Source organism: Kribbella sp. NPDC005582, assembly GCF_040605415.1.
GTDB lineage: Bacteria > Actinomycetota > Actinomycetes > Propionibacteriales > Kribbellaceae > Kribbella.
This window is the reverse complement of record NZ_JBEXCU010000001.1, coordinates 1,164,455-1,178,127: the sequence shown is the minus strand read 5'-3', so window position 1 is coordinate 1,178,127 and position 13,673 is coordinate 1,164,455. Positions and strand designations below refer to the sequence as shown.

Here is a 13,673-nt window from a genome sequence, read left to right as displayed (position 1 = left end):
CCTGGCAGGGTAGGGGCTATGACCGCTGAGCAGATCTATGTCGGGAGCTACACCAGTCAGCCGGGAGGCGGCGAGGGGATCGGGTTCGGGACGCTGGACGGGATCACGGTGGCGGCGGCGACCGCCGATCCGTCGTTCCTGGTCCGGTCGGCCGACGGCCGGTTCCTGTACGCGACCAACGAGGAGGACTCCGGCCGCGTCAGCGCGTTCGCGATCCGGGCCGACGGCGGGCTGGAGTTCCTGAACGACCAGCCGACCGGCGGCATGCACCCGTGCCACCTCGGCATCGACCCGACGGGCAAGTACCTGCTCTCGGCCAACTACAGCTCCGGCTCGATCGCGATCCACCCGATCGGCGCCGATGGCTCCCTCGGTACGGCGACCCAGATCGTGCAGCGCGAGGGCACCGGCCCGAACGAGGAGCGCCAGGAAGGGCCGCACGCGCACCAGGTCGTCTTCTTCGGTGAGTACGTCTTCGACGTCGACCTCGGCTCGGACACCGTCTACACGTCCACGCTGACCGCGGCCGGCAATCTCGAAGCGGTCGACCTGCTGCACATCCACCCGGGCGCGGGGCCGCGGCACCTGGCGTTCCACCCGGGCGGCGGCGCGGCGTACGTGATCAATGAACTCGACTCGACCCTGAGCGTCTGCAGCTACGCCAAGGGCGCTCTGCAGGTCGTGCAGACGCTGTCCACCCGCCCGGCCGACTCGCCCGGCGAGAGCTACCCCGCCGAGCTGCTGATCTCCGCCGACGGCCGCTTCCTGTACGGCTCCAACCGTGGTGACGACACGATCGCGGTCTTCGCCGTCGCTTCGGACGGTCTCTCGGCCGAGCTCGTGCAGACCATCGACTCCGGCGGCAACTGGCCTCGCCACCTGGCCTTCAGCACCGACGGCTCGCTGCTGTACGCCGCGAACGAGCGCTCCGACACCATTGCCACCTTCACGATCACCGACGGGCTGCTGGAGCCGGCCGGTGACCCGACGAGCTGGCCGAAGCCGGTCTGCGTCCTGCCGGTCTAACCAGTGATGTCCGCGGCCAGTTGTTTGGCCTGCTTGGACGTGAAGTTGCCGGCGATCTGTACGCGCCCCTCCGTGATCGGCGCCGAAACCATCGGCGCCGACACCACGCGGTCCTTGACCACGATCGCCAGCTGATTGGTCGGCGGCTTGCTCTTCACCAGCTGACCGGTCAGCGTCGCGAACGCTTTGGTGCCTTCGGCATCGAGCTTCAGTGTCACCAGCCACCCGATGCCCTGCGGGTCCGCGGCCGCTTGCACGGCGGTGACATGCGTGCCGTCGAGCTCGGTCTTCCCCACGGTGTACCTGGTCCCGTCCGCATCGCACAGCACGTTCGCGACGACCGGTGCCTTGGCGCATCCGTTGGGCTGGACTTTCAGCACCCGCCGGAACTGCACCGTGCCGGCCGCGGCCGGCTTCGCCTCGGGTTCGTCGCTGCCGACGTTCTTCACCACGATCACGGCGATCCCCGCGAGCGCCGCGATCAGCACCACCACGAGCAGGACGAACAGCACGATGGGTCCCCGGCTGCGCTTGATCGGAGCACCGAGCTGCGGGGGCGGATACGACGAAGCCATGGCACCGGATGCTACCGATGCCATGGCTCCCGTGCGGTCAAACGGTGACGAGCTTCTCGAAGAAGAACTCGTGCTTGAGGAACGACACGTCGTACTCGTGTCCCGGCTGCGGCGGCAGCAGCTGCGCCGCCTGGAACAACCGCCAGCCGTCCTTCAACGCGTCCAGCCCGCTCGCGTACGGCGGTACGTCGCTGTCCCCTGTTGTCGGCGTCGTCACCCCCGTCCCGTCGTACGTCGACCAGCCGACGACGCGAGCGTCGAGAGCGGACGAGGCCAGGTACAGCACGAGCACCTGCTGCCGCACGGTCTGCTGGGCGGTCTCAGTTGCTGGGGCAGTCATGCGATCACCTTCTTGGCGTGGGGGTTGACGCTGCGCTGGGAGACCACGCGCTGCGGGCGGTTCGACACCCGGGTCACCCAGTAGTCCGGATCGAAGGTGTCGTCACCAGTGAGGGCCTGCCAGAGCTTCACGCGGTTGTAGATCTCCAGCCGTCCGGTTGCGCCCTCGTACCAGGGGAACGTCTGCGACAGCTCGCGCGCCACCTGCTCGTCGTACAGGTCCTCGAGGTTCCACAGCCGGACCTGACGCACGGTCGGGTTGAAGCGGATCTTGAACATGTACCGGTCGATCGCACTGTCGTTCTTGCGGCCGCCGTGCCAGATGCCGTGGTGCAGGAACTGGACGGTGCCGGCCGGGCAGACCAGGCGAGTCTGGCCGAGCAGGTTCTGGTAGCGGCCGGTGTCGGACTCGTTGGTCCGGCGCAGGTGGCTGCCGGGGACGCTGAGCGTGCCGCCCATCTCCAGCGTGACGTCCTGCGGGTAGTACATGAGCTGTACGTCGAACGCGTCCGGCCGGACGTCGATGATCGCGTCACCGTGCAGGTTCTGCGCTTCGCCCTCGTGCGCCTTGCGGATGTGCACGGCGTGGTGGTCGACCGTCGGCTCCGGACCGACCAGGCTGTGGATCGCCCCGGCCACCTCCGGCAGCTGCACCAGCCGCTGGACGAATTCGCTGTCCACGAACGCCTCCGACAGCGGGGTGCCGTAGGGGACGCCGGGAATGCCGTTGTCGAGGACCTCGATCGCCTGCCGGTTCATCTCGTCCGGTACGACGGCGTCCATCCGGAGCGACCCCGTCGCCACGAAATGCGCCATCTGAACCGAGCTGAGCAGGTTCTTCTGATGCGGATGGGGCATGGTTCTCCCTCTCGGGGGTGGTGGTTACTACTCCACAACGCTAAGTCGATTTATCGTTGCTTCGCGTGGGTTGTGATCACCACTGGTGGTAATTTTTCACCATGATCGCGTTGCCGCTAGCCGCGCCGCCGGAGGTTGTCAACGTCGGCTCCGGAATCCACGGCACCCGATCGCTGCGCGACGTCTTCCAGCTCCCCGACCTCTGGCAGCTGCACCTCTACTCGTACTCGGCCGATCTCACCGTCGCCGGTACGACGTACTCGGTGGCTCCGGGCTTCGTCTCACTCACGCCGGCCGGGGCGCTGGTGCAGTTCGACTACCGCGGACGCTCCGAACACTTGTATGCCCACTTCCGGCCGGCTGCCGTCGGCGAGCCGTCGTACCTGCCCGTCGTCCAGGATGCGGGGGACGCGGCGCCCTTGCTGACCGGTCTGCTGCGGTCGGCGATCGAAGCCTCGCCGTCGCGCTCGGCTCAGGTCACCGCCGAGATCTGGACGCTGCTCTGGCGGCTGGCCGACCTGGCCGCAGCGCCCTTGGGCGATCCGCGGCATCCCGCGGTCGCCACCGCCGTCGCTCACATCGAAGCGAACCTCGCGCATCCGCTCACCGTCCCCGCGCTGGCCCGCGCGGTCGGCGTCTCGCACAATCACCTGACCCGCCTCTTCCAGGCTGAGACTGGCTCGACGGTGATCGCCTACATCCGCCACCGCCGGATGACCAGGGCACGGCACCTGCTCACCGCCTCGACCCTGTCCATCCCGGCCGTCGCAGCCTCCGTCGGCATCCCCGACCTGCAAGCCTTCAACAAGGCCTGCCACCGCGAACTGGGCGCCTCCCCGCGCTCTATCCGGTTGAACGCCTAGCGGAGCAGAACGCGAACCTGGTCCTTGATCTCCTGCACCACGGCGTCCACCGACTTGGCGCGGTTGATCGTCGCGGCCATGCTGAGGAACATGATCGCGGAGACGATGTGCGCGAGCGTCGCGGCGTCCTGGGTGCTGATTCGTTCGTCCCGCCGCAGTACGTCGGCGATTGCCTCTTCGGTCTGCACGGTCAGCATCAGCGCATCGCGGTGATGCGGCTCCTCGGGATCGCCGAACACGATCTCGCGCAGATAGGTCCGGCCGTTGTCGACCTGTTTGCGGTTGCAGTTCACGACCGAGCCGACGATCGCCATCACCGCATCCAGTACGTCGGGGGTGCGCTCGGCTGCGGACCTGCCGTCCGCCAGCGCTTCGACGTACAGGGAGTTCTGCACGAGCAGCAGGAGCTCGCCCTTGGATTTGGCGTAGAGGAACAACGTGCCGGCGCCGATGTCGGCCTGGTCGGCGATCTCCTGGGTGGTTACCTCGTCGACGCCGCGCTCGGTGAAGAGCTCTCGGGCGGCGGCGGTGATGCGGTCCAGCTTCTCCTGCTTGTTCCGCTCGCGCCGTCCGACAGGTGGCATGGTTGCCGTCCTTCCGTGCTCACTGACCGAGGAACTCCACGGCGACCGGGGCGAACTTCTCGTGGAACTGGAAGACGCCGCCGTGCCCCGAGTCAGGGTAGATGATCAGCTCCGAGCCCTTGATCCGGTGGTGCAGGTCGGTCGACAGCTTCGACGGCACCATCCGGTCGTTGTCGCCGTTCGCGATCAGGGTCGGCTGGGTGATCGTCGAGAGGTCGGCCGGCGTCGAGCGTCCCCACCTCTTGATCGCCTTCAACTGCGTCTGGAGTCCGCGCAGCGCGAACGGCTTGTCGCGGTTCGCGCTGCGCTCCTGGAGGCGCTGTACGAACTCGCGGCCCGCGAGCTTGCCCGTCGCGTCGCGGTTGAAGAACAAGAACTCCTTCGGATCCGAGCGAGTGAGCGTCGCCCGCAGGATGTCGTAGTACGTCACCCCGGCGACCTTGTCCATGTCTTTCCCGCCGGCCGGCCCGGTGCCGGTGAGAACGAGCTTGCGGACGAGCTCCGGGTGTTTCGTCACCAGGGCCTGCGCGACCATGCCACCGAGCGAGAACGAGAAGACGTCGATCGTGTCGAATCCGAGCGCCGTGACGAACGTGTAGGCGTCGTCGGCCATCGCCTCGACCGTGTCCCGCACCGTGCCGGTCGACGCCCCGACGCCGCGCTGGTCGAAGGTGATCACGTGCCTTTGTTTCGCGATCGGATCGACGATGCGGGGGTCCCAGTTGTCCAGGTTCCCGGCGAGGTGAACGAAGAAGACGACCGGGACGCCGCCCTTCGGGCCCAGCTCGCGATAGGCGAACGTGACGCCGCCGGCGTCGACTGTCCGGGTGGGCGCGTCCTTGTAAGCCGTGATGACGTTCATGCTGATTCTCCTGTTTGTGTTGTTCTGCTGATGACGGTCTTGCCGCCCGTGGCCAGCGACTGCATCGCCGGCACGGTCTGGTCGAAGCCGAAGACGCGCCGGACAACCGGGCGCAGTGCGCCCTTGTCGACGAGTTCGGTGATTGAGCGGAGCTGGTTGCCGGTGGCGTGCATGAAGAGGAACTCGTAAGTCACGCCCAGCTGCCGTGCTTGTTTGCGAATCCGGCGGCTGAGGACGGCCATCACCAGCTGGAGCAGTTTGTTTGCGCCGACTTCTTTTGCGAAGGCTTGGTCGGGCGGGTCGGCGATACCGATCGCTTTGCCGCCGGGACGCAGTACCTTCAGCGACTTCGCGAGGTTGTCGCCGCCGAGGCTGTCCAGGACGACGTCGTACCCGGTGAGGAGCTGCTCGAAGTCCTGGGTGCGGTAGTCGATGATCTCGTCGGCACCGAGTTCGCGAACGAAGTCGGCGTCTTTTGCGCTGACCGTGGTGGCCACGGTGGCGCCGAGGTGCTTGGCGAGCTGGATCGCGATCGTGCCGACGCTGCCGGCTCCGGCGTGGATGAGCACGCGTTGGCCTTTTTGGAGATTGGCGCGCTCGACGAGTGCCTGCCAGGCGGTCAGCGCCACGAGGGGGAGCGACGCCGCTTCCTCGAAGGTGATGCCGGCCGGCTTTCGGGCGAGGTCCTCCTCGGCGACCGCAATCCGCTCCGCAAACGTCCCGATCCTGCTGGAACGCGCGTAGACCTCGTCGCCTGGCGTGAAGATCTTCGCCGCTTTGCCAGTGGCGATCACCGTCCCGGCGACGTCATGGCCGAGGATCAGCGGCAGCTCGTACCGAAGGACCTGCCGGAGCTCTCCTTGGCGGATCTTCTCGTCCAGCTGGTTGAGCCCGGCCGCGCGCACCTCGATCAGCACGTCGTGCTCGCCGACGACCGGCTCGGGGACCTCCGCTTCCCGGACCGGTCCCTTGTACTGCTCCACCATAAACGCTCGCATGACGCCTTCCTCTTGTCTGAGTAGCCTCAATAATGAGTCCACTCAGAATTAATGTCAAGCGTCGACCCTGACGCCGGTTAGCGTGCGAGGCGTGTTCACCTTGATTCCGGCGGCCGACGGCCCGCAGTACGACGACGAGGCCGCCGTACGGTTTGCCGAGGGCTGGCCCGAATTCATCTTTCACGACGCGGTCGCGAAGCAATGGAACGCGCGTCGGACCGAGTACTTCAGCGACTGGGAGTTCTACTTCCTGTCCGGCGACCGCCTGGCCGCCGGCTGCTGGGGCGTCACCATCGCCTGGGACGGCACGATCGCCGACCTTCCCGCCGGGTACACGGACACCCTTGGTCGCGCGGTCACGTCGTACGAGGAAGGCGTCGTACCGAACACCTTCGTGCTGATGGCCGCCGCCGTACTGCCTGAATTCCGCGGCGCCGCCGCCGCCATGATCACCGCAGTCCGCGACCGAGCCCTAGCCGCCGACCTGCCCCAAGTGATCGCGCCCCTCCGCCCCACCTGGAAACCCCGCTACCCCCTGACCCCCATCGACACCTACGCCACCTGGAGCCGCCCCGACGGCCTCCCCCTGGACCCCTGGCTCCGCACCCACACCCGCCTAGGCGCCACCGTCCTAACCCCCGCCCCCGCCTCCCAAACCATCACCGGCACCGTGGCCGACTGGGAGTCCTGGACCGACATGCCCTTCCCGACATCCGGCCCCTACGTCATCCCCGCCGGCCTCTCAGTCCTGCACATCGACCGCGAAGCCAACACCGGCACCTACGTAGAACCCAATATCTGGGTCCGCCACGCCTAACCGTCGCCAACGACACGTACTAGCGTGAGCTGACCGCCAAGGCGGCGAGGCCCTTGGTGAGGATGCCGCGGGTGATGGCGACGCACTCCTCCCGGTCCGGGCCGGTGAGTGCCTGGTGCGACCACAGCACCACGTCTTCGCGAGCCCGGATGTGCCGGTAGTACCGAACGGCGTCCTGATCGATCTCATGCGGTCCATAGCCACTCAGAAACGCCACAAGCTGCTCGCCTGACGTCGGCCCGACGTCGCCCATTCCGCCCAGCATGAACATCAGATCCTGCTCACGAGGTGCCAGGATCACGTCGTCCCAGTCGATCAGCTGTAGCCCGTCTTTCGCGACGAGCACGTTCCCCAGATGCGGATCCCCATGGCACACCACCCGCGGCCCAGTCGGCGCCGGGGGATCACCACCCAGCAGTACCTCGATCGTCTCCACATGCTCCGCCCACAGAGCACCGAGCTCCGCCTCAACCTCGTCCTCCGGCACCTGCGCCAGCCTGGCCCGCACTTCCGCCGCCACCTTCGGCACCCGAGCATCAATGTGGCTCCGCTTCGGCAACGCCTCCCGCAACCGCACTGGCGGCTCCGCGTCATGCACCCGCCGCAGCAGTACGCCGTACTCGGCCCACTGCTCGACCGTCAGGCCAACCTCAGCGGCCCGCGCCCCGTCGATCCACGGCGTCACCGTCAGCCGCTTCTTCTTCCCGTGAAAGGTCCACAACCCACCCTCCACCGTCCGCACGACCTCCGGCACCCCCGGCAGCCCGCAATCACCCAGGTACGCCGCCACCTGGTGCCCGGTGTTCGTCCCGGCTCCGCTCCACTTCACGGCGTACACGTTGGTCGCCGTACGGGCCCTCCACACCTGCGCCGCCAGGTCAGCCCCGTAGCCCACCGGTGAGAGATCCACCACATCCAGCCCGAAGTCGTCGTACAGCCAGCGCCGCAGCAAAGTGTCGCCCACACGCCCAGCATGCCCGCCCGAACGGGCCTTGGCCCCCGTCACCTGGCACGATCCCGCGGATGAACCACGAACACCACGAGTGGGAGCGCGTCGTCCAGCAGGCGACCACACAGGCCGCTGCCCGACAGGAGCAGCTGGTCGAGCAGCTCGGTGACGACGTTCAGTACAACTGGGACCTCGAGCAGGCCGCCATCAGCTGGTCCAGAGCGGGCAGCGTGTTCCACACCGCCCGCCTGACACTGATCGGCACCGTCAGCCTGACCGAGGCCAGCTGGCTGTGGTCCTGGGCGAACGACTCACTCCCGCCGGCCTCGGTCGGCGACATGCCGAAGGTCCGCGACTACGGCGACGCGCACGGCTACCCCGTGCTCTCCTGGCCGTCGTTCAACAGCCACCCGGATCTCGTGAAGGAGGCCCGGGTGGTGTCCGCCGCCGTGCTGGACGCGACAGCGCTGTGGACCGATCAGTCAGGCGACGTCGTCCTGCACTTCCTGCTGCACGACCTCACCGGTAGTTGACGAACTGCACCGCGAAGTCGAGGTCCTGGCCCTTGATCAGCGCCTGCACGGCCTGCAGATCGTCCCGGCTCTTGCTCGACACCCGCAGCTCTTCACCCTGGATCTGCGCCTTCACGCCCTTCGGCCCCTCGTCGCGGATCAGCTTCGACAGCTTCTTCGCGTTCTCCTGCGTGATCCCGGCCGCGATCGTCGCGGTGATCTTGTAGATCTTCCCCGACAACTTCGGCTCGTCCGCATCCAGCCCCTTGAGCGAGATCTGCCGCTTCACCAGCTTGTCCTTGAACACGTCCAGCACGGCGTTCACCCGCTCCTCGGTGCTCGCCTGCATCGCGATCGACTCACCGCTCCACTCGATCTGCGCATCCACGTTCTTGAAGTCGAACCGCTGGCTGATCTCCTTCGCCGCCTGGTTCACAGCGTTGTCCACCTCCTGCCGCTCAACCTTGTTCACGATGTCGAAGGAGGACTCCGAAGCCATGGGCACTTCCTTTCCGATTTGCCGTCAGGGGCACCTACTGTTGTATCGTCTCCCACGCCGGTTCACGAACCGGCAGCACCCTGGCGGGTTGCCCGAGTGGCCAAAGGGAGCAGACTGTAAATCTGTCGGCTTATGCCTACGCAGGTTCGAACCCTGCACCCGCCACAGGCTGCACGAGAGCCCCCGATCTGCGGAGACGCGGTCGGGGGCTCTTGCTTTGGGGACTATTCGCCGACTAGGCCGTCGATGGATTCGCGGAGGAGGTCGGCGTGGCCGTTGTGGCGGGCGTATTCCTCGATCATGTGGAGGAGGATCCAGCGAACCGAGGGGGTCTCGCCGTTGGGGAAGCTGCGGCGGGCGGGTTGGTCGAGGCCGCCGTTCGCCAGGGTCTCGGCTAGTTGGGTGCGGGACCGAGCAACGGCTGCCTCCCACAGAGCGTGGAGGGCGTCCGGGGTTTCGTGGACGGTCCAGACTTCTTCGGGGTTGACGCCGGTCCATTGGGGGTGGCGTTTGTTGCCTTGCATGCGGCGGGAGAACCAGTGGTCCTCGTAGTAGGCGAGGTGCTTGAGGAGGCCGCCTAGCGTCATGGAGGAGGCGCCTACGGTGGTGGCGAGGCCGGCGGCGTCCAGGTCGGCACACTTCCAGGCGAAGGTGGCTCGGTGGTACTCGAGGGAGCCGATGAGCGACTCGGTCTCGCCTGCTGCGAGTGGGGGCTCGGGGCGCTCGAAGGTGGTCATGGTCGGGAGTGTAGGAGGTCGCCGCAGAAGGAGTGGATGGCTCGGTTGACGTGCGTCGGGCGTTCCCAGGGGAGGAAGTGGCCGGCGCCTTTGAGCCAGAATGGGCCGACGGCGTGGGGGAAGGCCACGGCGCAGCGTTCCTCCACGTAGTTGCGCAGGGTGACCTGGTCAGTGCCGACGAGGATGAGGGTTTGGTGGTCGACCGGCTGGTCGGTGAGTTCGGGGGCTGATAGGGCGCGGGTGCCCATCACCACCTCGTAGTCGGCGAACGACGCGCGCAGGCGGGCAGCATCGGCGTACGGCGCGGTCAGGAACTCCAGGTCCTCGGGGGAGAAAGCGTCTGGCGGGCACCAGAGGCGGTGGCCGTAGAACTCGGCGATGTAGCGACGCCGCAGAGATGGCGTGGCCAGGTCGGCAACGAGAGCGTCCGCATGGAGGCCCTGATTGCGGACGTAGTCGTAGACCGCGGGCTTGGGGTCGATGGGCGGGAGATCGGGGAAGTCCAGTTGAGGCATGGAGTCGTCGAGGATCACGAGGCGGTCGACGCGGGTGGGGTGACGGGTTGCCAGGTCGATGGCGATCATCGCGCCGAGGTCGTGGCCGGCGACGACTGCGCGGGTCCAGCCGAGTTGATCGAGGAGACCGGTCAGGTCGGTGTTGAAGGCGTTGAAGTCGTAGAAACCGTCCGGCGCGAAGTCGGAGTCGCCGTACCCGCGGAGGTCGGGTACGACGACGTCGAAGCCGGCCTCGGCGAGTGGGATCAGGTTGTGTGACCAGATCAAGCTTGTGCACGGGAACCCATGCAGCAGCAGGAGCGGTACACCGCCCTCCCCACGACGCCGTACGGCGAGGTGATGCCCAGGCCGAACCTCGATCCGCACCGGCGTGACCACTTCAGCGGGAAGGACCATCCCTCTGGTCTACACCGCAATCCGGACGCTCTACCGCCGGAATCTGAAACTGTCGGTGGGTGGAGTTAGAACCAAGAGATGAAATACGGGTTCATCTTGCCGGGTGGGACTGCGGCTGAGCAGTTGGAGCAGGCTGTGCTGGCTGAGCAGGCTGGTTGGGACGGCGTCTTCGTCTGGGAGGCGGCGTACGGCGTGGATCCGTGGGGTCTGCTGTGCGCGGTGGCGGCGAAGACGGAGCGGATTCGGTTGGGGACGATGTTGACGCCGCTGCCGTGGCGACGCCCTTGGAAGGTGGCCAGTCAGGTGGCGACGCTCGACCAGTTGTCCGGCGGGCGGGCGACGTTGGCGGTGGGTGTGGGAGCGACGGAGACGGATCTGCCGCGGACGGGCGAGGAGTTGGAGCTGCGGGCTCGTGCGGCGATGCTCGATGAGGGGATCGATCTGATCCGGGAGTTGTGGGGTGGCGGCCTCAGCTACCACGGCCAGTACTACGAATACAGCTGCGAGCGTGATGATCTGGCCCGGGTGGGGCGGCCGGTGCAGGACCGGATTCCGATCTGGGTCGTCGGAGTGTGGCCGCGGCCGAAGTCAATGCGGCGCGTACTGAGGTGTGACGGTGTCCTGCCGCAGTTCGCGCCCGGGCAGGACACGCCGGCCGAGCTGGCGCGACTCAAGGCGTGGCTGAGTGAGCGGGGAGCTGAGGTCGACGTCATCGCCGAGGGCGAGTCGCAGGACGCCACGGCGGTTCAGCCCTGGGGCGAAGCAGGTGCGACCTGGTGGCTGGAGACGCGCTGGGAGATGCCGCACCACTCCGCCGAGCGGATGCAGCAGGTTCGCGAGCGCATCGCGGCCGGCCCGCCCCGCTAGGCCTTGCGGGTCATGAAGATGTCGACGTCGTCCTCGGAGTCGACGATGAAGCCGTGGCGTTCGTACAGGCGGCGAGCTGGGCTTCCCTGGAGCACATTGAGCCGCAGCGGACCGTCGTGCGAGTCCAGGACCTGCCGCAGTACGGCGCTTCCGAGGCCGCGGCCCTGGAACGAGGGCTCCAGGTAGAAGTGCTCCAGCCACGGACCGTCGCTGGCCGGCCGGAGGGCGATACAACCGGCCAACACTCCGTCGGCCGAGATGACCCAGGTGTGGGACGGGTCGAAGCCGTCGCGGAAGCGCTGGCGGACGCGGACGGCGTCGTACCGGCCGAGGCGCTCCAGGTCCGCACGCAGTACGACGGCGCGGAGCTCGGCGAGGGGTTCGACGTCGGCCGGGGTCGCGGGGCGCAGCCGCCAGGGGATCATGAGCAGGACTCTAGGGTTGGGAATACCGGCCGGGCGGGGCAGGGTTGGCGTTGGTGAGCACAAGTGTGAGAGGGATGGGATGAAGCCGACTGAGTTCGTGAAGGTGAACGCGCAGTTCTGGGGGGAGCACCTCCGGGAGATCAGCGGGCACCTGCCGGTGAGCCACCGGCGGGAGCTGGCCGGTCCGCTGCTGTATCCGCGGATGCTGGTCCTGACGGAGACGCCGGACTGGAACATCGTGGAGCTGGTCGGCATCAGCCGGGAGTACCGCAGTCTGGAGGTACGGCGGCAGAAGGTCGCGAGCGTCGAGGAGTACTTCGGCGTCGGTAGCGGGGACTCGGCCGTGGTGACGCTGCCGGGCGAGAACCTGTTCAAGGACGCGACCGTGGCGACCCACGACGGCCGTCGTGAGCTCGAGGCGCGGTTCCCGGGCGTGCGGGCGATGATCGGCCAGGAGTTCTCCGGGCCGGGTGACGACTTGCTGAAGTTCGCGCCGGGCAACTACTCGACCTTTGACCGGACGCTGCTGGTGCACTCGGCCGGCTCGGCGCTGCGGGCGCACTGGGTGTTCTTCGCGCTGGCGATCCACCGCTCGGAGCCCGCCGAGAAGTACCTCGATTTCCTGCGCAACTTCGCCGCGGCCGCGCCGCACACCGACCCGGTCGGGACGCTCAGCGTGCCGCGGGCCGACGACGGCGCCGACCTGCAGGGCGCGGTCTTCGCGAGTACCTACCTCGCGCACGAGGTGCCGAACTCGACGGTCGACCAGTTCCTGAGCGCCAACGAGGACTTCCTGCTGACGGCGTTCGACGCGACCAAGCTGATCCGCCAGCCGCACCTGGAGTGGCAGAGCGGCGACGAGGTCGCGCTGACTCCGGACTTCGTTCTGGAGCGGGCCGACGGTTCGCACGTGGTCGGTGACCTGCGGCTTCCGCTGGCCGACGGCGTCAAGGGCAAGAAGCACCGCCGTACGACGACGCTCGCGGACGGCGTGGCGCAGCTCGCGCGCGTCACGGAGTACTTCGACGACGCGGACAACCGCGCCTTCGCGAGCACGAAGTACGGCGTGGAGATCACCGCTCCGCGGAAGCTCGTGGTGATCGGCTCGGCGGACGTCGTCGACGCCGCGCAGCTGAAGGCGGCCGAGGGCGTCGAGGTGCTCGACTACGACACCATCCTGCGGCTGCACCTGGCCGCGACGACCTCTTAACCCGCTAAGGTCCGATCCCGTGCAGTACTTCGTGTACGGACGGGATCGGACCGGCGCCGGCGAGCTCAAAGGCCGCCTGACGCCGGAGCACTGGGCGTTCATGGACGGGTACGCCGCCGAGCTGATCGCCCGCGGCCCCACGCTCACGCCCGATGGCGAAGACACGACCGGCAGCCTGCACATCATCGACCTGCCGACGCTCGAAGCCGTCAAGACCTTCGCGTACGACGACCCCTACTACCGCGCCGGCGTCTTCGAATCCGTCCTGATCACCCGGTTCCGCAACCACACCGGCGCCACGATGTGGGACTTCGCGAACGCGGTCGACGGCTACCACCGCTACCTCGTCCACACCGACGACGCCCCGCGCCCGCTCACCTCGCCGCACCTCATCCTGTACGGCGACCTCCTGGCTCTCGACGCCGACGAGCACCTCGGCCGCGCCGTACTGCTCGAAGCGCCGGATGCCGTAGCAGCCGCAGCCCTAGCGGACGCCGATCTCGCGCAGGTTCACCCCTGGACCTTCGGCGGCCGCCGCTAACCCGGACCGCCAGGCCATCACAATCGCTCGATCCGCGGGATCTCCCGCCTGGCGCGCTGACGACCGGCCAATTGTGATGCTGTGGCGGTCCGCGCTCTGT

18 protein-coding genes and 1 tRNA gene are annotated in these 13,673 nt (G+C 67.6%); 8 read left to right on the top strand and 11 right to left on the bottom strand.

Features of this window, described 5'->3' with window-relative positions; all coding sequences use genetic code 11:
• The first annotated feature begins 18 nt into the window (after positions 1-18).
• A complete protein-coding gene (locus ABZS29_RS05940; protein ID WP_355458954.1) occupies positions 19-1,026 on the top strand; it encodes a lactonase family protein in 1,008 nt (335 codons plus the stop codon).
• Here the strand turns inward: ABZS29_RS05940 and ABZS29_RS05935 are convergent.
• From ABZS29_RS05935 to ABZS29_RS05925, 3 genes are read right to left on the bottom strand one after another with little or no spacing between them, the layout of a single operon-like run.
• The gene (locus tag ABZS29_RS05935; RefSeq protein WP_355458952.1) at positions 1,023-1,601 is read right to left on the bottom strand and encodes a hypothetical protein; all 579 of its coding nucleotides are present in this window, start codon (positions 1,599-1,601) and stop codon (positions 1,023-1,025) included. The two genes, ABZS29_RS05940 and ABZS29_RS05935, sit on opposite strands and share 4 nt — an antisense overlap.
• A gap of 37 nt (positions 1,602-1,638) precedes the next feature.
• A complete protein-coding gene (locus ABZS29_RS05930) occupies positions 1,639-1,941 on the bottom strand; it encodes a hypothetical protein (protein WP_355458950.1) in 303 nt (100 codons plus the stop codon).
• On the bottom strand, positions 1,938-2,798 hold the full coding sequence (locus ABZS29_RS05925) for a phytanoyl-CoA dioxygenase family protein (protein WP_355458948.1): 861 nt from the start codon (positions 2,796-2,798) through the stop codon (positions 1,938-1,940). The genes ABZS29_RS05930 and ABZS29_RS05925 overlap by 4 nt, the downstream gene beginning before the upstream one ends.
• 101 nt (positions 2,799-2,899) lie before the next feature.
• On the opposite strand from ABZS29_RS05925, the gene ABZS29_RS05920 reads away from it, so the two are divergent.
• Complete coding sequence (locus tag ABZS29_RS05920) at positions 2,900-3,661, top strand: AraC family transcriptional regulator (protein ID WP_355458946.1); 762 nt, start codon at positions 2,900-2,902, stop codon at positions 3,659-3,661.
• Here ABZS29_RS05920 and ABZS29_RS05915 read toward each other — a convergent pair.
• The 3 genes from ABZS29_RS05915 to ABZS29_RS05905 are packed head-to-tail and all read right to left on the bottom strand — an operon-like array spanning position 3,658 to position 6,105.
• Complete coding sequence (locus ABZS29_RS05915; protein WP_355458945.1) at positions 3,658-4,245, bottom strand: helix-turn-helix domain-containing protein; 588 nt, start codon at positions 4,243-4,245, stop codon at positions 3,658-3,660. The two genes, ABZS29_RS05920 and ABZS29_RS05915, sit on opposite strands and share 4 nt — an antisense overlap.
• Positions 4,246-4,264: 19 nt before the next feature.
• Entirely contained in the window at positions 4,265-5,107 is an 843-nt protein-coding gene (locus tag ABZS29_RS05910) for an alpha/beta hydrolase (RefSeq protein WP_355458943.1), read from the bottom strand.
• Positions 5,104-6,105, bottom strand: a complete 1,002-nt coding sequence (locus tag ABZS29_RS05905) for an NADP-dependent oxidoreductase (RefSeq protein WP_355458941.1) — start codon at positions 6,103-6,105, stop codon at positions 5,104-5,106. The genes ABZS29_RS05910 and ABZS29_RS05905 overlap by 4 nt, the downstream gene beginning before the upstream one ends.
• A 91-nt stretch (positions 6,106-6,196) precedes the next feature.
• On the opposite strand from ABZS29_RS05905, the gene ABZS29_RS05900 reads away from it, so the two are divergent.
• Positions 6,197-6,922, top strand: a complete 726-nt coding sequence (locus ABZS29_RS05900) for a hypothetical protein (RefSeq protein ID WP_355458940.1) — start codon at positions 6,197-6,199, stop codon at positions 6,920-6,922.
• Between the two features lie 19 nt (positions 6,923-6,941).
• Here ABZS29_RS05900 and ABZS29_RS05895 read toward each other — a convergent pair whose 3' ends face one another.
• A complete protein-coding gene (locus ABZS29_RS05895; protein WP_355458938.1) occupies positions 6,942-7,886 on the bottom strand; it encodes an aminoglycoside phosphotransferase family protein in 945 nt (314 codons plus the stop codon).
• A 59-nt stretch (positions 7,887-7,945) separates the two neighbouring features.
• On the opposite strand from ABZS29_RS05895, the gene ABZS29_RS05890 reads away from it, so the two are divergent.
• Positions 7,946-8,404 (top strand): DUF6882 domain-containing protein, encoded by a 459-nt coding sequence (locus ABZS29_RS05890; protein WP_355458936.1) that lies wholly within the window; start codon positions 7,946-7,948, stop codon positions 8,402-8,404.
• Here ABZS29_RS05890 and ABZS29_RS05885 read toward each other — a convergent pair.
• Entirely contained in the window at positions 8,391-8,882 is a 492-nt protein-coding gene (locus ABZS29_RS05885; protein WP_355458934.1) for a YajQ family cyclic di-GMP-binding protein, read from the bottom strand. The two genes, ABZS29_RS05890 and ABZS29_RS05885, sit on opposite strands and share 14 nt — an antisense overlap.
• A gap of 82 nt (positions 8,883-8,964) precedes the next feature.
• On the opposite strand from ABZS29_RS05885, the gene ABZS29_RS05880 reads away from it, so the two are divergent.
• A tRNA-Tyr gene (locus ABZS29_RS05880) sits at positions 8,965-9,047 on the top strand.
• A gap of 59 nt (positions 9,048-9,106) precedes the next feature.
• On the opposite strand, the gene ABZS29_RS05875 is transcribed toward ABZS29_RS05880, so the two are convergent.
• Both ABZS29_RS05875 and ABZS29_RS05870 read right to left on the bottom strand, forming a co-directional pair.
• The gene (locus ABZS29_RS05875) at positions 9,107-9,619 is read right to left on the bottom strand and encodes a DinB family protein (protein ID WP_355458933.1); all 513 of its coding nucleotides are present in this window, start codon (positions 9,617-9,619) and stop codon (positions 9,107-9,109) included.
• Positions 9,616-10,530 (bottom strand): alpha/beta hydrolase, encoded by a 915-nt coding sequence (locus ABZS29_RS05870; RefSeq protein WP_355458931.1) that lies wholly within the window; start codon positions 10,528-10,530, stop codon positions 9,616-9,618. Before ABZS29_RS05870 ends, ABZS29_RS05875 begins: the two co-directional genes overlap by 4 nt.
• Positions 10,531-10,608: 78 nt before the next feature.
• On the opposite strand from ABZS29_RS05870, the gene ABZS29_RS05865 reads away from it, so the two are divergent.
• Entirely contained in the window at positions 10,609-11,397 is a 789-nt protein-coding gene (locus tag ABZS29_RS05865) for an LLM class flavin-dependent oxidoreductase (RefSeq protein WP_355458930.1), read from the top strand.
• Here the strand turns inward: ABZS29_RS05865 and ABZS29_RS05860 are convergent.
• Positions 11,394-11,822, bottom strand: a complete 429-nt coding sequence (locus ABZS29_RS05860) for a GNAT family N-acetyltransferase (RefSeq protein WP_355458928.1) — start codon at positions 11,820-11,822, stop codon at positions 11,394-11,396. The genes ABZS29_RS05865 and ABZS29_RS05860 overlap by 4 nt on opposite strands.
• Positions 11,823-11,901: 79 nt before the next feature.
• On the opposite strand from ABZS29_RS05860, the gene ABZS29_RS05855 reads away from it, so the two are divergent.
• Positions 11,902-13,032, top strand: coding sequence for a hypothetical protein (locus ABZS29_RS05855; RefSeq protein WP_355458927.1), 1,131 nt, complete (start codon positions 11,902-11,904; stop codon positions 13,030-13,032).
• 19 nt (positions 13,033-13,051) lie between these two features.
• Positions 13,052-13,573 carry a YciI family protein gene (locus ABZS29_RS05850; protein WP_355458925.1) on the top strand — a complete coding sequence of 174 codons (522 nt, stop codon included), beginning with the start codon at positions 13,052-13,054 and terminating at the stop codon, positions 13,571-13,573.
• Positions 13,574-13,673 lie beyond the last annotated feature (100 nt).